The sequence below is a fragment of the Roseomonas sp. CCTCC AB2023176 genome (assembly GCF_042259275.1).
GTDB lineage: Bacteria > Pseudomonadota > Alphaproteobacteria > Acetobacterales > Acetobacteraceae > Roseomonas.
Map to the genome: position 1 here is coordinate 548471 of NZ_CP170086.1, position 16548 is coordinate 565018.

The 16548-nt window shown below is 72.0% G+C and carries 18 protein-coding genes; 10 read left to right on the plus strand and 8 right to left on the minus strand.

The window, feature by feature from the left end; all coding sequences use genetic code 11:
• Nucleotides 1-99: 99 nt before the first annotated feature.
• Nucleotides 100-1281, plus strand: coding sequence for a multidrug effflux MFS transporter (locus ACE7GA_RS02735; protein WP_376095263.1), 1182 nt, complete (start codon nucleotides 100-102; stop codon nucleotides 1279-1281).
• Nucleotides 1282-1285: 4 nt separating this feature from the next.
• A complete protein-coding gene (locus ACE7GA_RS02740) occupies nucleotides 1286-2101 on the plus strand; it encodes a class I SAM-dependent methyltransferase (protein WP_376095266.1) in 816 nt (271 codons plus the stop codon).
• A 19-nt stretch (nucleotides 2102-2120) separates the two neighbouring features.
• On the opposite strand, the gene ACE7GA_RS02745 is transcribed toward ACE7GA_RS02740, so the two are convergent.
• Nucleotides 2121-2324: a hypothetical protein gene (locus ACE7GA_RS02745; protein WP_376095269.1), complete on the minus strand. Its 204-nt coding sequence runs from the start codon at nucleotides 2322-2324 to the stop codon at nucleotides 2121-2123.
• A gap of 122 nt (nucleotides 2325-2446) precedes the next feature.
• On the opposite strand from ACE7GA_RS02745, the gene ACE7GA_RS02750 reads away from it, so the two are divergent.
• Entirely contained in the window at nucleotides 2447-2776 is a 330-nt protein-coding gene (locus ACE7GA_RS02750; RefSeq protein ID WP_376095272.1) for an Hpt domain-containing protein, read from the plus strand.
• A gap of 115 nt (nucleotides 2777-2891) precedes the next feature.
• On the opposite strand, the gene ACE7GA_RS02755 is transcribed toward ACE7GA_RS02750, so the two are convergent.
• Nucleotides 2892-5531, minus strand: a complete 2640-nt coding sequence (locus ACE7GA_RS02755) for a response regulator (protein WP_376095275.1) — start codon at nucleotides 5529-5531, stop codon at nucleotides 2892-2894.
• On the opposite strand from ACE7GA_RS02755, the gene ACE7GA_RS02760 reads away from it, so the two are divergent.
• Nucleotides 5518-6375, plus strand: a complete 858-nt coding sequence (locus tag ACE7GA_RS02760; protein WP_376095278.1) for a substrate-binding periplasmic protein — start codon at nucleotides 5518-5520, stop codon at nucleotides 6373-6375. The two genes, ACE7GA_RS02755 and ACE7GA_RS02760, sit on opposite strands and share 14 nt — an antisense overlap.
• A 286-nt stretch (nucleotides 6376-6661) precedes the next feature.
• Here the strand turns inward: ACE7GA_RS02760 and ACE7GA_RS02765 are convergent, their stop codons facing one another.
• Nucleotides 6662-7303, minus strand: a complete 642-nt coding sequence (locus tag ACE7GA_RS02765) for a GntR family transcriptional regulator (RefSeq protein WP_376095281.1) — start codon at nucleotides 7301-7303, stop codon at nucleotides 6662-6664.
• A gap of 98 nt (nucleotides 7304-7401) precedes the next feature.
• Here ACE7GA_RS02765 and ACE7GA_RS02770 point away from each other — a divergent pair, with 98 nt between their 5' ends.
• The 3 genes from ACE7GA_RS02770 to ACE7GA_RS02780 are packed head-to-tail and all read left to right on the plus strand — an operon-like array spanning nucleotide 7402 to nucleotide 10443.
• On the plus strand, nucleotides 7402-8616 hold the full coding sequence (locus tag ACE7GA_RS02770; protein WP_376095284.1) for a CaiB/BaiF CoA transferase family protein: 1215 nt from the start codon (nucleotides 7402-7404) through the stop codon (nucleotides 8614-8616).
• A complete protein-coding gene (locus ACE7GA_RS02775; RefSeq protein ID WP_376095287.1) occupies nucleotides 8616-9425 on the plus strand; it encodes an enoyl-CoA hydratase in 810 nt (269 codons plus the stop codon). The genes ACE7GA_RS02770 and ACE7GA_RS02775 overlap by 1 nt, the downstream gene beginning before the upstream one ends.
• Nucleotides 9426-9474: 49 nt before the next feature.
• Nucleotides 9475-10443, plus strand: a complete 969-nt coding sequence (locus ACE7GA_RS02780) for a Bug family tripartite tricarboxylate transporter substrate binding protein (RefSeq protein ID WP_376095290.1) — start codon at nucleotides 9475-9477, stop codon at nucleotides 10441-10443.
• Nucleotides 10444-10467: 24 nt separating this feature from the next.
• Here the strand turns inward: ACE7GA_RS02780 and ACE7GA_RS02785 are convergent, their stop codons facing one another.
• Nucleotides 10468-11244, minus strand: coding sequence for a hypothetical protein (locus ACE7GA_RS02785; protein ID WP_376095293.1), 777 nt, complete (start codon nucleotides 11242-11244; stop codon nucleotides 10468-10470).
• 260 nt (nucleotides 11245-11504) lie between these two features.
• On the opposite strand from ACE7GA_RS02785, the gene ACE7GA_RS02790 reads away from it, so the two are divergent.
• On the plus strand, nucleotides 11505-12002 hold the full coding sequence (locus ACE7GA_RS02790; RefSeq protein WP_376095296.1) for a cupin domain-containing protein: 498 nt from the start codon (nucleotides 11505-11507) through the stop codon (nucleotides 12000-12002).
• 1 nt (nucleotide 12003) lies between these two features.
• On the opposite strand, the gene ACE7GA_RS02795 is transcribed toward ACE7GA_RS02790, so the two are convergent.
• The 4 genes from ACE7GA_RS02795 to ACE7GA_RS02810 form a co-directional block, all read right to left on the minus strand.
• Nucleotides 12004-12723 (minus strand): M48 family metallopeptidase, encoded by a 720-nt coding sequence (locus tag ACE7GA_RS02795; RefSeq protein WP_376095299.1) that lies wholly within the window; start codon nucleotides 12721-12723, stop codon nucleotides 12004-12006.
• 191 nt (nucleotides 12724-12914) lie between these two features.
• Entirely contained in the window at nucleotides 12915-13229 is a 315-nt protein-coding gene (locus ACE7GA_RS02800) for a cupin domain-containing protein (RefSeq protein ID WP_376095302.1), read from the minus strand.
• Nucleotides 13230-13242: 13 nt separating this feature from the next.
• Nucleotides 13243-14178, minus strand: a complete 936-nt coding sequence (locus ACE7GA_RS02805; protein ID WP_376100071.1) for a dihydrodipicolinate synthase family protein — start codon at nucleotides 14176-14178, stop codon at nucleotides 13243-13245.
• Nucleotides 14179-14673: 495 nt separating this feature from the next.
• Nucleotides 14674-15147: a YcgN family cysteine cluster protein gene (locus ACE7GA_RS02810; protein ID WP_376095305.1), complete on the minus strand. Its 474-nt coding sequence runs from the start codon at nucleotides 15145-15147 to the stop codon at nucleotides 14674-14676.
• Between the two features lie 96 nt (nucleotides 15148-15243).
• Between ACE7GA_RS02810 and ACE7GA_RS02815 the strand changes: the two genes are divergently transcribed.
• Together ACE7GA_RS02815 and ACE7GA_RS02820 are read left to right on the plus strand one after the other, a co-directional pair.
• The gene (locus ACE7GA_RS02815) at nucleotides 15244-15732 is read left to right on the plus strand and encodes an MmcB family DNA repair protein (protein ID WP_376095308.1); all 489 of its coding nucleotides are present in this window, start codon (nucleotides 15244-15246) and stop codon (nucleotides 15730-15732) included.
• A gap of 119 nt (nucleotides 15733-15851) precedes the next feature.
• The gene (locus ACE7GA_RS02820; protein ID WP_376095311.1) at nucleotides 15852-16487 is read left to right on the plus strand and encodes a DUF4142 domain-containing protein; all 636 of its coding nucleotides are present in this window, start codon (nucleotides 15852-15854) and stop codon (nucleotides 16485-16487) included.
• Nucleotides 16488-16548 lie beyond the last annotated feature (61 nt).

Here is a 16548-nt window from a genome sequence, read left to right on the forward strand (position 1 = left end):
TGGCCGGGGACGCTTCGGGGGCTTAGGGTCCGCGCTTCCCATGGCACCGCGCGACGACACGTATCAGCCCCCGGGGGCGCCCCCGCGGCGCGGCGCGACATGCGGGGCACGCCGCCGGCCCTCTGGCTCCTCGTCGTCATGACCGGGCTCGGGCCCTTCACGATGCAGATTGTCGTGCCCGTGCTGCCGCAGATGGCGCGGGACCTCGGCGTTTCCTACGGCGTCGCGCAGTTGACGCTGACGCTCTACCTCGTCGGCGTCGCGCTGGGGCAGTTGCTCTATGGGCCGCTCTCCGACCGGTTCGGGCGAAGGCCCGTGCTGCTCTGGGCGCTCGCGCTGTTCATCCTGTCCTCCGTCCTCGCGGCGCTGGCCCCGTCGGCGGGCTGGCTCGTCGCGGCGCGCGTGGCGCAGGCGGCGGGGGCGTGCTCCGGGATGGTGCTGGGACGCGCGATCATCCGCGACGTCTGGCCGCGCGAGGAGGCCGCGTCGCGCCTCGGCTACGTCATCCTCGGCATGACCGTCGCTCCGATGCTGTCCCCGTCCATGGGCGCCTTCCTGGAAGCGTGGCTGGGGTGGCGCGTGCTGATGCTGGCCTGCGCGCTCGCTGGGATCCCGGTGCTGTTCGCGGCCTGGCGGTCGCTGCGGGAGACGCTGGCCGTGCCGCAGCCGCTGCCCGGGATCGTCGGGATGGCAGAGGCCTACGGGTCGCTGCTGCGCCTCGAATCCTTCCGCTGGATCGCCTTCGTCGGCTGCGTGGCGAATGCGGTGTTCTTCTGCTTCCTCGCCGGCGCGCCCCTGGTGTCGGACCGGATGGGAAACGCGCCGGCTGATTATGCGGTCGGCTTCCTCGCGATCTCCGCGACCTTCGCCCTGGGGTCCTGGATCGCCGGGCGGTTCTCCACGCGCCTCGGCGTCGCGCGGATGCTCTCGCTCGGCCTGATCGTAATCTCGGTCGGCGCCGCGGTCATGGCGTTGGTGAAGGGCTTCGTGCCCGCGCCGCGGGAATGGGGACTCACCATGCTCTTCGGCCCGATGATGATCGTCGCGGTCGGCAACGGGATGAGCCTGCCGAACTCCGTCGCGGCCGCGGTCTCCGTCCGGCCGGAACGGGCGGGGACGGCCTCCGGCCTGCTCGGCGCCTTGCAGATGGGGACGGGGGCCGCGCTGACCGTCGTCACCGGTGCGCTGGAGGAAGGCACGGGCGTGCCGACCGCCATCACGATGTTCGCCTGCGGCGTCATCGGCCTGCTCGCGTTGGCGCGGGCGCGGCGCTACCTGTAGCGGCATGGAAGAGATCGAGGCCAACCGCCGCGCCTGGGACGAGCGCGCCGTGATCCACCGGCGCGACGCCACGGGCTTCTACCGCCTGGATGCGTTGCGTGCCGGGCGCGACCCGCTGACGATGATCGAGGCGGAGGGTCTCGGCGACGTCGCCGGGCTCCGCGTCGTGCACCTGCAATGCCACATCGGCACGGACACGATCGGCCTGGCCCGGCGCGGCGCCCGCGCGGTCGGCCTCGATTTTTCCGGCGAGGCAATCGCCGCGGCGCGCGTGCTGGCCGCGGAATGCGGCGTGGACGCGGAATTCGTGCAGGCCGACGTGCATGACGCCCGCGCGGCGCTGGACGGCGCCTTCGACCTGGTCTTCGTCACCTGGGGTGCGTTGCCCTGGCTGCCCGACATGGCCCGCTGGGCGGCGGTCGTCGCCTCCCTCCTCGCGCCGGGCGGGGCGCTGTTCCTGGCGGAGCAGCACCCGTCCTTCGTCACCCTCGCCGAGGAGGACGGGCGCCTGACGCCGCACTACGACTGGCGCACCGCGCCCGACCGGCCGGTCGTCACGCAGGAGACGCGGACCTACACGGGCGACCCCACGCCGCTGCGCAACACCGAACATCATTCCTGGGACCACCCGTTGTCCGAGGTCATCGGGGGCCTGCTCGGTGCCGGGCTGCGCCTGACGTCGTTCCGGGAGCACGAGGCGCTGCCCTGGTCGCACGTCCCGATGATGCGGGATGGCGGGGACGGGCTGTACCGGCTGCCCGAGGGCATGCCGCGCATGCCGCTGTCCTACTCGCTCCGCGCCGAGAAGCCGCGGGGCTGACGGGGGTCACGGACGGCGGTCAGCGGCGATCCGGGTCCACGCGGTCGCCGACCCAGTTCCCCGCCCGTCCCAGCGCCGACCCCGTGTTGCGGGCGGCGCCCCCCACGGCCTCCCCCGTCCGAGTCGCGGCGCGGTCCACGGCGCGGCCCGCCCTCTCGCCGGGCCCGGGGTCGCGGCACGCCAGCAGCGTGACGGGAAGCAGGACGACGAAAGCCCATCGCATGGTCCGATCTCTCCACCGCGGGGCGGTCCGGTGGCGCGGAACCTACACCGGGGCGGGAAGTCACGTCACGCGCCCGCCCGTCCGTTGACCCGCCGTTGCGCCTCTGTCACTCCAGATCCGCCGTGAGCGCCCTCGACCCCGAGGTGGCCCGATCCCTGGCCGCCGACCTCCCCCACGACGTCTTCGTCTCGATCGTCAGGACTTTCGAGCAGGACCTGGCCCGGCTCGTGCGGGAGATGGTGGAAGCGGCGAAGGTCTCGAATGAGGACGGCTACCGTCGCGCGGCGCATGGCCTGGCCGGCGCGGCCGGGTCCATCGGGGCCAAGCGGCTGGAGGCCCTGGCGCGCGAGGCGATGCGCTACGACGACGTCATGCCACCGGCCCAGCGGCTCCGCGACATCGGGGCGGAAGCGCGGGCGGCGCTGACGGAGCTGGCGGCGCTCAGCGCCTGATCGCCCGAACCGAGGGCGGATCCGCGCGGCGCGGACTTGCTGCCATCTGCGAAACCGGCCGCCAAGCAACGACCTCACCCCGTCCATGCGGACGACGGTCGGCCTGAATCCCGGCTCAGGCTCCGCCGGCTGCCGCCACGGCCAGGGGCGTCACCTCCAACGCCCGCGCCAACTGCTCCCGCTGGACCGGTTTCGGCAGGTAGTCGTTCATCCCGGCCTCGCGGCACTGCCGCTCGAACTGCGGCCCCACGGCGGCGGTCAGGCCGACGATCCGGGTGCGGCGATTCAGGCCGGCGCGGCGGATCTCGCGGGTGGCTTCCAGCCCGTCCATGACGGGCATCTGCAGGTCCATCAGGATCGCGTCGAAGACCATCGCCTTCGCCGCGGCGACGGCCTCGGCGCCGTTGCCGGCGACCGTCACCTCCAGCTCCATCCGGCCGAGCAGGGCGCGCATGAGCACCTGGTTCGTCGCGTTGTCCTCCACCAGCAGCACGTTTCGCCGCGCGACGGAGGACGCCGCCCGGACCGGGACCGGCGGCGGCGCGGAAGGCTGGACCGGCGCGGGCGGCGCGAGGGCGAGCTGTACTGCCTCGACGAGCCGTCTCGGCAGCACGGGCTTGAGGAGGATCGCGTCCACGAGGCCGGGCGGCACCGGCTGTTGCGCGCCGGCGCTGCCGACGCAGAGCACGATCGCCGGCTGCCCCGCCGACGGCTCCCGCCGGATCGCCGCCGCGAGGTCCGTGCCCGCCATGTCCGGAAGCGTGGAATCGAGGAGTACGGTACCGAAGGTGACGCCCCGCCGCGCCGCGAGGCGAAGCGCCGTGAGCGCCGCCGCCCCGTTTTCCGCGGCCACCGCGGTGGCCCCGGCGGCGCCGAGCCGGCGGACGAGGTTCTCCCGCGCGATCGCCAGGCCATCGACGACCAGGACCCGTTGGCCGGTGAGGGGGGCAACCTCCGGCAGCGGCTCCCCGTCCTCGCCGACGACGATCCAGAAGCGGAAGACGGAGCCGCCGCCCCGGCGCGGCGTCGCCTCGATCCCGCCCCCCATCTGCTCCGCGAGCTTGCGACAGATGGCGAGGCCGAGGCCCGTGCCGCCATACTTGCGGGAGATCGAGGCATCGGCTTGGGTGAAGCGCTCGAACAGGATCGGGATCTTCGTGGGATCGAGGCCAATCCCCGTATCCGCGACGGAGCAGGTCAGGCGGACGGCCCCCGGCTCCTCCTCCATCGGCTGCGTCTGGATGGAGACATCGATCCAGCCGCTCTCAGTAAACTTGATTGCGTTGCCGACGAGGTTGAACAGGATCTGCCGGAAGCGCCCGGGATCGCCGACGACGCGGCGCGGCAGCTCGGGCGGCAGCGACACCACGAGTTCCACGTCTTTCTGCATGGCGCGCGAGGCGAAGAGCTCGACGATCGTCGCGATCTCCTCCTCCATCTCGAAGGCGATGTGCTCGTGCTCGATCATCCCCGCCTCGAGCTTGCTGAAGTCCAGGATGTCGTTCAGCACCATCAGCAGGTGCTCGGCGGAGCCCTGGATCGTCTCTGCGTAGCGCTTCTGGATCGGGTCCATCTGCGTATCGAGCAGCAACCCGGTCATGCCGATGACACCGTTCAGCGGCGTGCGGATCTCGTGGCTCATCGCCGCCAGGAATTCCTCCTTCGCCCGCGTCGCGGCGCGGGCCTCGCGCTCCCGCGCCGCCAGCGCGTCGCCCTGGTCCTTCAGCGCCGCGGCCTGGCGGGACATCAGCCACATGGCCGTGAAGATCAGCCCGCCGATCGCGACGCCGCCGGCGATGAGGAGGGTGCCCAGGCGCTCCACGCCCTCGAAGGCCGCGGCGCGGCGGCGCACCGCCTCGATCACCAACGGGCCCTGGCGGATGGTGATGAAGGCCGCGAAGACGTCCTGCCCGTCCTGGTCGCGGCCGGCATAGGTCCCGCTTTCGCGCCGCGGCAGGAAGTCGCGGAACAGCCAGGCCGTCGGGTTGGCCTCCGCGATGCCGGCCGTGCTGCCGTCGGATCGCGCGAGGAGGAGGCCTGAGGCGGAGTGGATCCGCACGCTGACGCCGAAGGCCTCGGCATGGCGCCGGCCGATGGAGACGAGGTAGTCCGGGTTCAGCAGCGCGACCGCCGCGCCCGAGAAATCCCCGCGCGGGGTGCGGAGCCCGCGCGCGAGCGGGATGGACCAGATCCCCGCCGCCTGGATGGCCCGGGCCTGCAGCGAGGCGGAGCCGCCGAGGAAACGCCCGGCCTCCGGCGAGCCCAGCCGCAGCGACGGGCCGCCGAGGCGCAGCACCCGGAACCAGTCGCGGTCGGCGACGGACAGGCCGCGTAGCGTGTCCACCGTCGCCTGGGTCACCGTGCCGTTGCCATCCACGAGCAGCACAGCCCGCAATTGCGGAACGTCCCGGATTCGCCCGGCCAGCGCCCGGATGGCCGCGGCCTGGTCCTGCTCGTTCGCGCGGTCGCCCATGTCCTGCAGGACGAAGTCCACGGTCTGCAGGGCACGGGCCAGCTGGTCCGCGATGGCCGCGGTCACGCCGACGGTCAGCCGTTCCGCCTCGTTCGCCGCTTCCCGCTGACCGCGGTCGAAGAGGATGGCATAGACGCCCGCGAGACACAGGCCGACGATCACCGTCATGGCGGCGAAGAGCCGCCAGGGGCGCGGGGTCGCCGGCTGGGCCGTCGGGAGGCCGAGTATCCGGCGGAGTCGTGAGGGGTCCTGTTCCATGTCCAGGTCGTTGACGGCGGCCATCTTCGCGTTCCTGGCCCTGCTTGGCGAGGGTGCATCGCCGGCCGCGGCCCAGGGCGGGCCGGGGCAGGCACGGCCGCCGCGGCCGAGCGCGGCCGTGCCCCAGCCGGCGCCCGCCCCGCCGCGGTCCGACCGGGTCTCCGTCGTGCGCGCGCGCGGCGAGCTGCTCGTCTGCACCTCCCGGGACCTGCTCGGCCTGGGCTGGCGCAACCCGCGGAATGGGGAGCTGGAAGGGCTGGACACCGATCTGGGCCGCGCCTTGGCCGCCCGGCTCGAGGTCCGGGCACGGTTCGTCGAGGCGCCGTCCGACCTCGTCCTCGTCGGGCTGGAGGAGGGGCGCTGCGACATCGCGATCGGCGGCGTCGCCGTCACGCCGGCGCGGGCCGAACGGGTGGCCTTCGCCAAGCCCTATCTCACCGGCCCGCTGACCGTGGTGACGGCCGGCGGCACGGCGCGCGTGCGGTCCTGGAACGAACTCGACCGGGGCGGGATCGTCATCGCGGTCCAGCCGGGCTCGGTCGCCGAGGAAATGCTGCGCGACAACCTTCGGGCGGCGGAACTCCTCGTCACCCGCCCGCCCCTGGCGCCGGAGCAGGAAGTAGCCTCGGGCCGCGCCGACGCGCTCGTCACGGACTTCGCCGGCAGCCGGCACATGCGGGACGACAATGCCTGGCGCGTGATCGACGCCCCGCGCGGGGCGCGGGAGGTGCTCTACGCGATGGCCGTGCCCCGAGGGGAGGGCGGCTGGCTGGCCGAGGTCAATGCCTTCCTCGGCACCGTCCGCTCCGACGGGACCATGGCGCGGTCGGCGCAGCGATGGGGCCTGACCGGGAACCTCATGCCATGACGCCGGCTGTCTCCCCACACCCGTAGAGCCGGGCGGGATCCACGGTGAGGATCAGGCGGGGCAGTGCCCGGTCGGGCGCTCCGCGACGTCCGAAGCCTCGATAGCGTCGTTGAAGGCGGCGTTGAGGCGGGCGACGACGCCGTGCGGACCGGGCGGTTGGGCCAGTCGGACTGTGCCCGCACCGCGGGCGCGGCGAGGGCCGGCGGCATCGCCAGGGCGGCCCGGCGCGTGATCGCCGTCAGTCCCGTTCCTCCCCCGTTGTCCCGCGACGCTACGTCCCGCGACGCTACGTCCCGCGCGACAACGCATCCAGCCAGCGGCGGCGCCCGCCGGCGACATGGGCTTCCCCCATCGCCCGCGCCCGCACCACATAGCCCGCCGCGATCGCGTCGAGCATCGCCGCATGTTCCGCGTTGCTCTCCCTCATGTTCGCCGCGTTGCGCAGCACGCGCATCCGGGTGAGGTGCGTCTCCTTCAGCAGGCCGCGGTAGATCGCGGCGGACCGCCGGTGCCGCGCCGCGACGAGCATCGCGTCGTGGAAGGCGATGTTGGCGGCGTAGTAGGCGTCGGCATCACCCGCCCCGATCGCCTGCTCCATCACCGCGACGCGCACGCGCAGGTCGGAGAGGTCGCGCGGCGTGACCGCCCCGGCCAGCCGCGCGCAGGTGAAGCCCTGGAGGAGGGCGCGCATGTCGTAGTTCTCGGCGAGGTCCTCCGCCTCCATCCGGCGCACCGTCGTGCCCTGGCCGGCCGGGCCCGGCGCGACGAGCCCATCCCGCTCCAGCGCGCGAAGAGCCTCCCGCAGCGGGCCGCGGGACAGGCCGAGGCGGGCCGCCAGCGCCACCTCGTTCAGGCGCTCTCCCGGGCTCAGGGCGCCATCGAGGATCAGGCGCTCCACCTCCGCGCGGGCGCGTTCGGTCAACGACACGGGCGGGGGACCGTCCATCCGGGCAGGCGATCACGCCGGCGCCCCGGGTGTCAACAGCCTGTTGACAGGTTGCTGGCCCCGCGGCCACGCTGCGCCGCATGGACCAGATCGCTCCGTCCCCACGCGTGGCCGCCGTGTCGTCCACGGCGCTGTCGCGCTTCAAGGTTCTCGACCTGACGCGGGTCCGCTCGGGACCGACCTGCGTGCGGCAACTGGCCGACTGGGGCGCGCAGGTCATCAAGATCGAGATGCCCGCGGGCCTGGACGAGGGCGACCCAATGGGCGGCCCGCGCCTCGGTCCCGACTTCCAGAACCTGCACCGCAACAAGCGCGGCCTGACGCTGAACCTGAAGTCGCCGGAAGGCGTCGCGATCCTCAAGCGCCTCGCTCAGGACACCGACGTCGTCGTCGAGAACTTCCGCCCCGACGTGAAGCACCGCCTGGGCATTGACTACGAGGCGCTGAGCGCGGTGAACCCGCGCATCGTCTATGCCTCGATCTCCGGCTTCGGGCAGGACGGGCCCTATGCGGGGCGGCCGGGCTTCGACCAGATCGCGCAGGGCATGGGCGGGCTCATGTCCATCACCGGCCTGCCGGGCCAGGGTCCCGTACGCGTCGGCATCCCCGTCGCGGACCTTTGCGCCGGCATCTTCGCGGCGCAGGGCATCATGGTCGCGCTGCTGGAGCGGGAGGTCTCGGGCAGGGGCCAGTGGGTGCAGACCTCGCTCATCCAGGCGCAGGTCTTCATGCTGGACTTCCAGGCCAGCCGCTGGCTCCAGGCCGGCGAGGTCGCGAAGCAGGCCGGCAACAACCACCCGACCTCGATCCCCACCGGGGTCTTCAAGACGCGCGACGGGCACATCAACATCGCGGCGTCCGGCAACGCCATCTGGGCCCGTTTCGCGAAGGCCGTCGGGCGCCCCGAATGGGTCGAGGACCCGCGCTTCAAGGGCACCGAGGACCGGTCGCAGAACCGCGACGCGCTCAATGCCCTCATCGAGGAGCGGATCGCAACGGACACCAGCGCGAATTGGGTCGAGCGCCTGAACGCCGCCGGCGTCCCCTGCGGCCCGATCAACAATATCCGCGAGGTCTTCGAGGACCTGCAGGTGCAACACCTCGGCATCGCCGCGACGCTGGACGACGGGGATCGCGCCCAGGCCTACGTCGCGCAACCCATGACCTTGTCGCGCACCCCCAGCGCCATCGCGACCCACCCGCCCGACATCGGCGAGCACACCGACGCGATCCTGCGCGAGGCCGGGTACCCCGACGACGAGATCGCGCACCTCCGCGCCGCCAAGGTGATCTGATGACCGACGCCCTGCCCGCCGCGCCGTACGGCACGGACAAGATGCTCGCCCGCATCGAGGACGGCGTGGCCTGGATGACCTTCAACAACCCGGAACGGCACAACGCCGTCTCGATGGAGATGTGGGTCGCGGCGGAGAAGATCCTGGCCGAGTTCGCCGCCGACCCGGCCGTGCGCGTGCTGATGGTGACCGGCGCGGGCGGCAAGGCCTTCGTCTCCGGCGCCGACATCTCGAAGTTCGAGAGCGAGCGCGGCAGCAAGGAGGCCGTGGACGCCTACCAGGCGCAGACGAAGCGCGTGTACGACGCCCTTGCCGCCTTCCCGAAGCCAGTGATCGCGGTCATCCGCGGCCACTGCATCGGCGGTGGCGCGGGCCTTGCCGCTTGCTGCGACATCCGCCTGTGCAACGAGGGCGCGTCCTTCGGCATCCCCGCGGCAAAGCTCGGACTGGGCTACCCGCTGGAGGGCATCCGGCGGCTCGTGCAACTCGTCGGCCCGTCCTTCGCGAAGGAGATGTTCTTCACGGCCCGACGCTTCACCGCGACCGAGGCGCGCGAGATGGGCTTCGTCAACCGCGTCCTGCCCGATGACGGGCTGGAGGACGCCGCGCTGGAGATGGCGCAAACCATCGCCGGCAACGCGCCGCTGACCGTCGCGAGCGTCAAGTTCATCGTCGGTGAGTCGCTGAGGCCCGACCCGGATGAAGCGGCCTGCGACGCGTCCGTGCGCGGCTGCTTCGCAAGCGAAGACTACGTCGAGGGCCGCCGCGCCTTCATGGAAAAGCGCAAGCCGGCCTTCCAGGGCCGCTGAACCCGGACCTCCCCCGCCAGAGGGGTGGCCGACCGAACGGGAGCGAACGATGATCCGACGCCGAACCCTTGCCGGCGCCACCCTGGCCCTGCCCGCGCTGCGCGCCGCCACAGCGCAGGAAGCCTGGCCCAGCCGCCCGATCCGCGTCGTCGTCGGCTTCGCCGCGGGCGGGTCCACCGACATCTTCACGCGCGTGCTGCAGCCCAAGCTGTCGGCGTCGCTCGGCCAGCCCATCATCATCGATAACCGGCCCGGCGCCGGCGGGAACCTCGCGACGGAAACGGTGGTGCGCGCGCCGGCTGACGGGACAACCTTCCTCATGGGCACGATCGGCGCGCTGGCGATCAACCCGACCCTCTACCCCTCCCTGCCCTTCGACCCGCAGGCTGACCTGACGCCCGTGGGCATGGCGGGCAATGTGCTGAACGTGCTCGTCGTTCCCTCCGCACGGCCCTGGCGCAGCACGGCCGACCTGATCGCGGCCGCGCGCGCGGCGCCGGAGACGATCACCTACGGCTCCTCGGGCATTGGCGGCGCGGGGCACCTGGCGGGGGCGCTGCTGGACCAGCTGGCCGGCGTGAGGACGGTGCACGTGCCCTATCGCGGCGGCGGGCCGCTGATGACCGACCTGATCGGCGCGAAGGTGGACTACGCCTTCTCCACCGCGCCGACCGCATTGCCGCAGGTGGAATCCGGGCGGCTGCGGCTGCTGGCGGTGCCGACCGCGCGCCGCCTGCCTTTCCTGCGCGACACGCCGACAGTTGCCGAAACCCTGCCGGGCTACGAGGTCGCGAACTGGTACGCCATGCTCGGTCCGAAGGGCCTGGCGCAACCCATCGTGGAGCGCATGAACGCCGCGTTGCGCGAGACGCTGAATGATCCGGGGATCAGCCGGAACCTGGAGTCCCAGGGTGTCGAGGTCACGCCTTCCACCCCCGACGACCTCGCCCGCTTCATTCGGGAGGAGACGGTGAAGTGGGCGCCGATCGTGCGCGCGACGGGGGCGAGGCCGGATTGACGGTCCTCGCGGAGTGGAGGGACGTCAGATCAGCGGATTGAAGGCGCAGGTGACCTGCCGCAGGTTCTGGCACAGGCGCGGCTGCTCGGTCGCCATGTAGGAGAGGTAGGCGGAGTAGGTCGCCTTGAACGTGGCGGGGTTCGCCGCCGCACCGGACAGCGCGACGAAGCCGTGGTGGTCCTGCCGCATCTGGGTTTGTCCGCTTTCCGAGCGGAAGATGTTCGTGACGAGGATCGCGACGAACTCCTCGTAGTTGTCCATGCCCGGGTTCCCCGCCACGGCCTCGCGCACGGAGCGCCCCATCATCTGGCGGATGCCGTGCACCATCTCGTGCAGCAGGATCTCATCGCCGGACGTGCCCGGCCCCGTTGGATTGCCGGGCTTCGCCGTGAAGACGCCCGGGGTGAAGCTGATGATCGTGTCGCTTCCCGCGCCCGTTCCGATCGTACGCGCCTGCCCGGCCTTCGGCAGGGCGCCCTTTCCGTCCAGGGCCGTGGTGTCCTTCATCGTCGCCGCGGCCAGGTCCGTCGCACCCGCCGTGGCATTGAACGGGCCCGTCGCCGGCGTGGGATGATAGGGCATGATCCACATCACGCGTGGCCGGTTCCAGAAGACTTCGTTGATGACGGCCCATCCCGTGAAGGTCTTCATCAGCCGGTTCAGGCCGGCGATCACGTCGGCCTCGTACCGACTCTGGTTCGCGGCCGCGCCGGCGGAGGGCAGCCAATGCAGCCCGAGGAAGCCCGACGTATACTCGTCACCCGCGATCCGGATGTTGGTACAGTCCTTGAAGCTCAGCATGACCGCCTGCCCCCACGCGAAGCGGCACGGTCGCGCCGGCGCAGGCGTGGCGTCAAACCATTTCGGTAGGGCCTGCATCGCGCACTTCGCGCTCGATGGTGACGCGGCCCGCTAACCCCCGCAGACCCGATCCGGATCGGAGCCGGGCAGGGGCACGCCGGAGCGAACCGGCTGGGCTACTGGTCGCAACGGGCCGCCCGCCCCATCTGGACCCGCGACAGCGCGGGCCGACAATGCCGCGTCTCTCGCGAGGTGACACCATGCCGCATGACGGGCACGACAAGCACGAACTGCACGCCCCGGACGACGGCTGGAAGAATACGGGCGTGCGGGTGATCCTGGCGGGCAGCCTCGACACCAACACGGCCCAGACGCCGGGGATGAACCGGGCCGCCGCGATCAACCTCGCCCGCGTCGGTGCGCAGAAGATCTGGGCGGGCACCGTCAGCATCCACCCCAATGCCAAGACCGGCGCACACCACCACGGCGCGCTGGAGAGCGTGATCTACGTCGTCCGCGGACGAGCGCGGATGCGCTGGGGCGAGAAACTGGAATTCGTCGCGGAGGCAGGGCCCGGCGACTTCATCTACGTGCCGCCCTACGTCCCGCACCAGGAGATCAACGCCTCCACCGACGAGACGCTGGAGTGCGTGCTGGTGCGGTCGGACAACGAGGCGGTGGTGGTCAACCTCGACATCGAGCCGGTGGAGAAGCCGGAGGAGGTCCCCTGGGTGGACCCCATCCACAAGGCGCCCTGACCTACCCGACGCGCAGCAACGCCGGCCCGTTCTTCCGCAGCCATTCCTGCGCGGCGTCGCGATCCGGCGTCAGCGCGGTGACAAGGGTCCAGAACCGCGCGGAGTGATTCAGCTCGCGCAGGTGCGCGACCTCATGCGCCACGACGTAGTCCAGCACCCAGTCCGGCGCCATCACCAGCCGCCAGGAGAAGGCGAGCGACCCGTCGGGCGCGCAGGAGCCCCAGCGGGACCGCGTGTCCTTCAACGTGATGCGCTTGGCTTTCACGCCGAGCCGGGCCGCGTGCACCGCGACACGCTCGCAGATCCGCCGGCGCCCTTCGGCACGCAGGAAGTCGGCCACGCGGCGCGCGACGAACTCCCCATCACCGCCCACGAGGATGGCGCCGGGCGCCAGCGTCGCGGGCCCGCGCAGCGCGGGGTCGTGACGGATGACGTGCGGCAGGCCGCCGAGATTTACCTCCTGCCCCGGCGAGAGCGGCACGGCCGGTGCAAGCGACGCCAGGCGTTCCTTCACCCAGGCCGCATGGGTGGTCAGCAGCTGCAGTCCCGCGCGGCGGCCGGACCGCATGGGCAGCGTCACCACGACCTCCCCCGCGCGCGGGTCGATGCGCAGCGACACGCGGCGCGCGCGTGCCGAGCGGTTCCATCGCACCGGCGTAGGCGTCGGCAGGGCCAGGGGATGGGCCCGCAGCGGGACGCTTTCGGTCACGTTCTGTTCCATGTCGCCAAGATGCCCCGGACGGGCACCGCGCTTCAACGGCTTGATCTTTTCGGGGGTTCCTGGGGTGGTCGCGGATGGCGGAAACAGGTTCAGGATCAACTGCTTGAAGACGTTGCGCACGCGCATTCCGACGCTGCGCGCGCGCAACGGATGACGCGCGCGTTCGGCTTTCGTGACGCGCGCGGAAGGCTTCATCCGGGATGCGCCTTGAACTCGATCTCGACGAAGGAAAACGCTGCCTCGCCCGTGTTGACCACGTTGTGCTCGACGCCCGGCGCACGGGTGTAGGACACGCCTGCGGCGATGGACGCCTTGCGCGTCGCGCCGCCCGGTTCCTCCAGCGTCATTGTGCCGTCGGTCACCGGCACGACGAGGTAGGCCCAGCCGTGGCGGTGCCAGCCCGTCTCCGCGCCGGGCGGGAAGTCCCAGCGCGTCACGCGCATCGTGGCGTCGTCCGCCTGCACCGTCGCGGTCGCGGGGATGCGGCAGCGCAGGGGTTCCGACATGCTTTGGCCGCCCTTATTCGGCGGCCCGGGCGAGACCCAGGCCCGGCAGCGGCAGCGCGCCGGCGGCATCCCAGGCGGCCCAGACGCTGTCGGCCTGCGCCGCGCTCAGCGGCATGTTGGGCGGGCGGATATGCCGCCACGCATCGTCGCCCGACGCGCGCGCCAGCACTTCGCGGAGGCCGGGGATCAGCGGGACCGACGATGCGGCCGCGCGGCACTTGTCCACGATGGCCTGCGCCGCGTCGGCCTCCGGCCCCGTGCGCTTGTCGTACACGATGCGGGAGAACCGGGCGCAGAGGTTGGACGCCGCGGTGATGCAGCCCGCGCCGCCCATGGCCAACGTCTTCTGGAGCAGGTTGTCGCCGCCCGGATAGACCTCGAAGCCCCGCCGCGCGAGCGCTTCGATGAAGGCCTGCGCGCTGGCGAGGTCGCCCGTGCTGTCCTTCACGCCCTTCACCACGTCGGGGAAGGCGTCGAGCAGCCGCGACAGCAGCGACACCGACAGCGGCACCGCGGACTGCGCGGGGAAGTGGTACAGATACACCTTCACCCCGCCGCCGACGCGGTGAATGACCTCGGAGAAGTAGGCGAAGAGGCCGTCATCGCTCGGGTTCTTGTAGTAGAAGGGCGGCAGCATCAGCACGCCGGGGCAGCCCAGGTCGCGCGCGTGCTTCGTCAGCTCCACGCTGTCGGCCAGGTTCGTCGCCCCCGTGCCCGGCATCATCTTCCGCGCGGGGATGCCGTTGCGGACGAGGTTCTCCAGGATCTCGCGCCGCTCGGTCATGCCGAAGGAATTGGCCTCGCCCGTCGTGCCGAGAACGCCGAGGCCGTTGCAGCCATTGTCCAGCAGCCAGCGCGCATGCGCCGCCGTGCGCCCGTGGTCGGGGGAGAGATCCGCGTGCATGGCGGTGAGGAGGGCGGCGTTGACGCCGCCGTAGAGCGCTTCCATCAGGTCCACCCGTCTCCGGTTCTTGGCGCGGCAGGGTAGGCCGGATCGGGGCCCGGGTCAGCCCCGGGCTACCGGGAGACCGTCAGTCGGACGAGGAAGACCCGCCGTCCGACCCGCCTCCGCCCGCGTCGGAGGAGCAAGAAGCGGAGTCCGAGGCCGTTTGCGATCCGCTCTCCGCACAAGCGCCGACGGCGGCCCCCGTTGCGGCGCCCGCGGTGGACCCGCCATCGTTCCAGCCGCTGCCGGCCGTTGCCGAATCCCCACCGTCGGCCCGATCCGTCCCCGCGCGGCGGATGCCGCGGTGGCCGCGCCGCTTCGCCTCGCGCCACTGCTCCCGGCGGGCGGGACCCCAGTACCAGCGGGGCTTGTCACGGCGCATATCGTCCTCGGTGAACTCGCCCATGGCTGCGGTGTCCGTCTGCGGACCGGGACCCTATGGTCGGAACGCCGTACCCGCCACCGGCGACGCGTCGTGTGCGTCGCGGATGGGCCGCCTTACCCTCCCGCAGCGCTCTTCCGTGCCCGCGGGAAGCGGCCGGGCCAGGCGACGACATGGTCTTCCAGGTCGTCCGCCTCCCGCTCCGGGACGGCACGCCCGGCCACGCTGGCGCCGGCGCGGTGCACGCTGTCCGGATCGCCGCTGACCAGCGGGTGCCAGTCCGGCAGATCCCGCCCCTGCGCCACCAGCACGTAGCCGCAGGAGGGCGGCAGCCAGTCCAGCCCCGCGACGAGCTTCGGCGTCAGCCGCACGCAGTCCGGCACGATCCGCTTGCGGCTCGCGTAGTCCCGGCAGCGGCAGGTCGCCGTGTCCAGCAGCCGGCAGGCAACGTTCGTGAAGTGCAGCTCCTCCGTGTCCTCGTCGCGGATCTTGTGCAGGCAGCAGCGGCCGCAGCCGTCGCAGAGCGATTCCCACTCCGCGCGCGACATCGCGTCGAGCGGCTTCGTCTTCCAGAACGGTTGGTCGGGCACGGGGCGAAGATGGCCCTTCCGGCACGCCGCGTCACCCACCGTGCCGCCATCGCCCGCGCTTGACCTGCTTTTCGCGACGGCGGACGAATCACGGCGATGCCGCTGGACCTTCCCACCCTGAACCTCACCGTGCCCGAACGCACGGCCGGGCTTCACCGCGCCGTCGCGCGCGCCTGCTTCACGCGCCGCTGGGCGCCGCTGCACGAGATGCCCATCCCCTGCGGGCGGCGTCTCGACGTGATGGCCCTGACGCCCGAAGGCTGCCTCTTCGCGGTCGAGATCAAGTCCTGCGCCCGCGACTATCTCTCCGACGCGAAGTGGGAGGACTACCTGCCCTGGTGCGACCGCCTCTACTTCGCCGTGGACTGCGACTTCCCGCAGGACCTGATCCCCGACGAGGTCGGCCTCTTCGTCTCCGACGGGTACGAGGCGGTGATGGTCCGCGACGCGCCGCACCGCCCGCTGGCTGCGGCCCGGCGCAAGTCGTTGCTCCACCGCTACGCCGTGCTGGCGGCGGAACGTCTGGCGTGGATGTCGGACCCGGAAGGATTGCGGGAGATGCGGGCCGCCTCGCTCGTAGAATGACCGGCGCCCCCTGATCCGGCCGCTCCCGCCCAGGCCAAACCGGGCGGAATCCCGACCGTTCTTCTCGGCCACTGCCGCATGGCCATCCCGTGCGGCCGTTTGCCCGGAGAGAAAACGCCATGATCATCCACCGCCGCCTCGCCTTCGGCCTCGTCGCCGCGGCCGCCGTCCCCGTCGCGCTCCGCGCCCAACCTCAGCCTTCCGGGGCCTCGACCTCCGCCACGCCCAACGCGGCGACCCCGCCGGCCAACTTGCAGGGGATGGATGCCGATCGCCTGCGCACCCTCACGCATGAGGCCGGCACCTTCTCCCTCATGACCGCGCGGATCGGCGCGGAGAAGGCGCGTCACCCCGACGCCAAGCGCTTCGCCCAGTTCGAGGTGATCGAGCAGGAGGGCATCGCGGAATCCATGCGCCTGGCCGGCCACCAGATGCAGCAGCCCAACTTCTCGGGCGAGAAGCGGGAGATGATGAACCGCCTGCAGCAGGCCCAGGCCGGCGACGAGTTCGATCGCATGTTCCTGCAGGGACAGCATGACGGCCACCAGGAACTGCTGAACCTGACGAGCGCGATGATGGCCGCGCAGAACGCGCCGGCGCCGGACAAGATCATCGCGACGCTCGCCAACGGCCAGATCCGCGAGCACCTGATCCTGATCAGCACGATGCTCGGCATGGCGCAGTCGCCGACGGCGCAGCAGATGCCGCGCGGCAACGCGATGGGGTCCTCGACCGCAGAGCAGAACCGGCGCTGACCAGACGGCCCGCGGCGGCGACCAGCCGCCGCGGGCCCATGCCTTGAAGTCACGGTCGGTC

What these genes read in the sequence shown, in the direction of transcription:
- ACE7GA_RS02735 (WP_376095263.1), top strand. Translation starts at nt 100, where the DNA reads ATGCGGGGCACGCCGCCGGCCCTCTGGCTCCTCGTCGTCATGACCGGG.
- ACE7GA_RS02740 (WP_376095266.1), top strand. Translation starts at nt 1,286, where the DNA reads ATGGAAGAGATCGAGGCCAACCGCCGCGCCTGGGACGAGCGCGCCGTG.
- ACE7GA_RS02745 (WP_376095269.1), bottom strand. Translation starts at nt 2,324, where the DNA reads ATGCGATGGGCTTTCGTCGTCCTGCTTCCCGTCACGCTGCTGGCGTGC.
- ACE7GA_RS02755 (WP_376095275.1), bottom strand. Translation starts at nt 5,531, where the DNA reads ATGGCCGCCGTCAACGACCTGGACATGGAACAGGACCCCTCACGACTC.
- ACE7GA_RS02770 (WP_376095284.1), top strand. Translation starts at nt 7,402, where the DNA reads ATGGACCAGATCGCTCCGTCCCCACGCGTGGCCGCCGTGTCGTCCACG.
- ACE7GA_RS02775 (WP_376095287.1), top strand. Translation starts at nt 8,616, where the DNA reads ATGACCGACGCCCTGCCCGCCGCGCCGTACGGCACGGACAAGATGCTC.
- ACE7GA_RS02780 (WP_376095290.1), top strand. Translation starts at nt 9,475, where the DNA reads ATGATCCGACGCCGAACCCTTGCCGGCGCCACCCTGGCCCTGCCCGCG.
- ACE7GA_RS02785 (WP_376095293.1), bottom strand. Translation starts at nt 11,244, where the DNA reads ATGCTGAGCTTCAAGGACTGTACCAACATCCGGATCGCGGGTGACGAG.
- ACE7GA_RS02790 (WP_376095296.1), top strand. Translation starts at nt 11,505, where the DNA reads ATGCCGCATGACGGGCACGACAAGCACGAACTGCACGCCCCGGACGAC.
- ACE7GA_RS02795 (WP_376095299.1), bottom strand. Translation starts at nt 12,723, where the DNA reads ATGGAACAGAACGTGACCGAAAGCGTCCCGCTGCGGGCCCATCCCCTG.
- ACE7GA_RS02800 (WP_376095302.1), bottom strand. Translation starts at nt 13,229, where the DNA reads ATGTCGGAACCCCTGCGCTGCCGCATCCCCGCGACCGCGACGGTGCAG.
- ACE7GA_RS02805 (WP_376100071.1), bottom strand. Translation starts at nt 14,178, where the DNA reads ATGGAAGCGCTCTACGGCGGCGTCAACGCCGCCCTCCTCACCGCCATG.
- ACE7GA_RS02815 (WP_376095308.1), top strand. Translation starts at nt 15,244, where the DNA reads ATGCCGCTGGACCTTCCCACCCTGAACCTCACCGTGCCCGAACGCACG.
- ACE7GA_RS02820 (WP_376095311.1), top strand. Translation starts at nt 15,852, where the DNA reads ATGATCATCCACCGCCGCCTCGCCTTCGGCCTCGTCGCCGCGGCCGCC.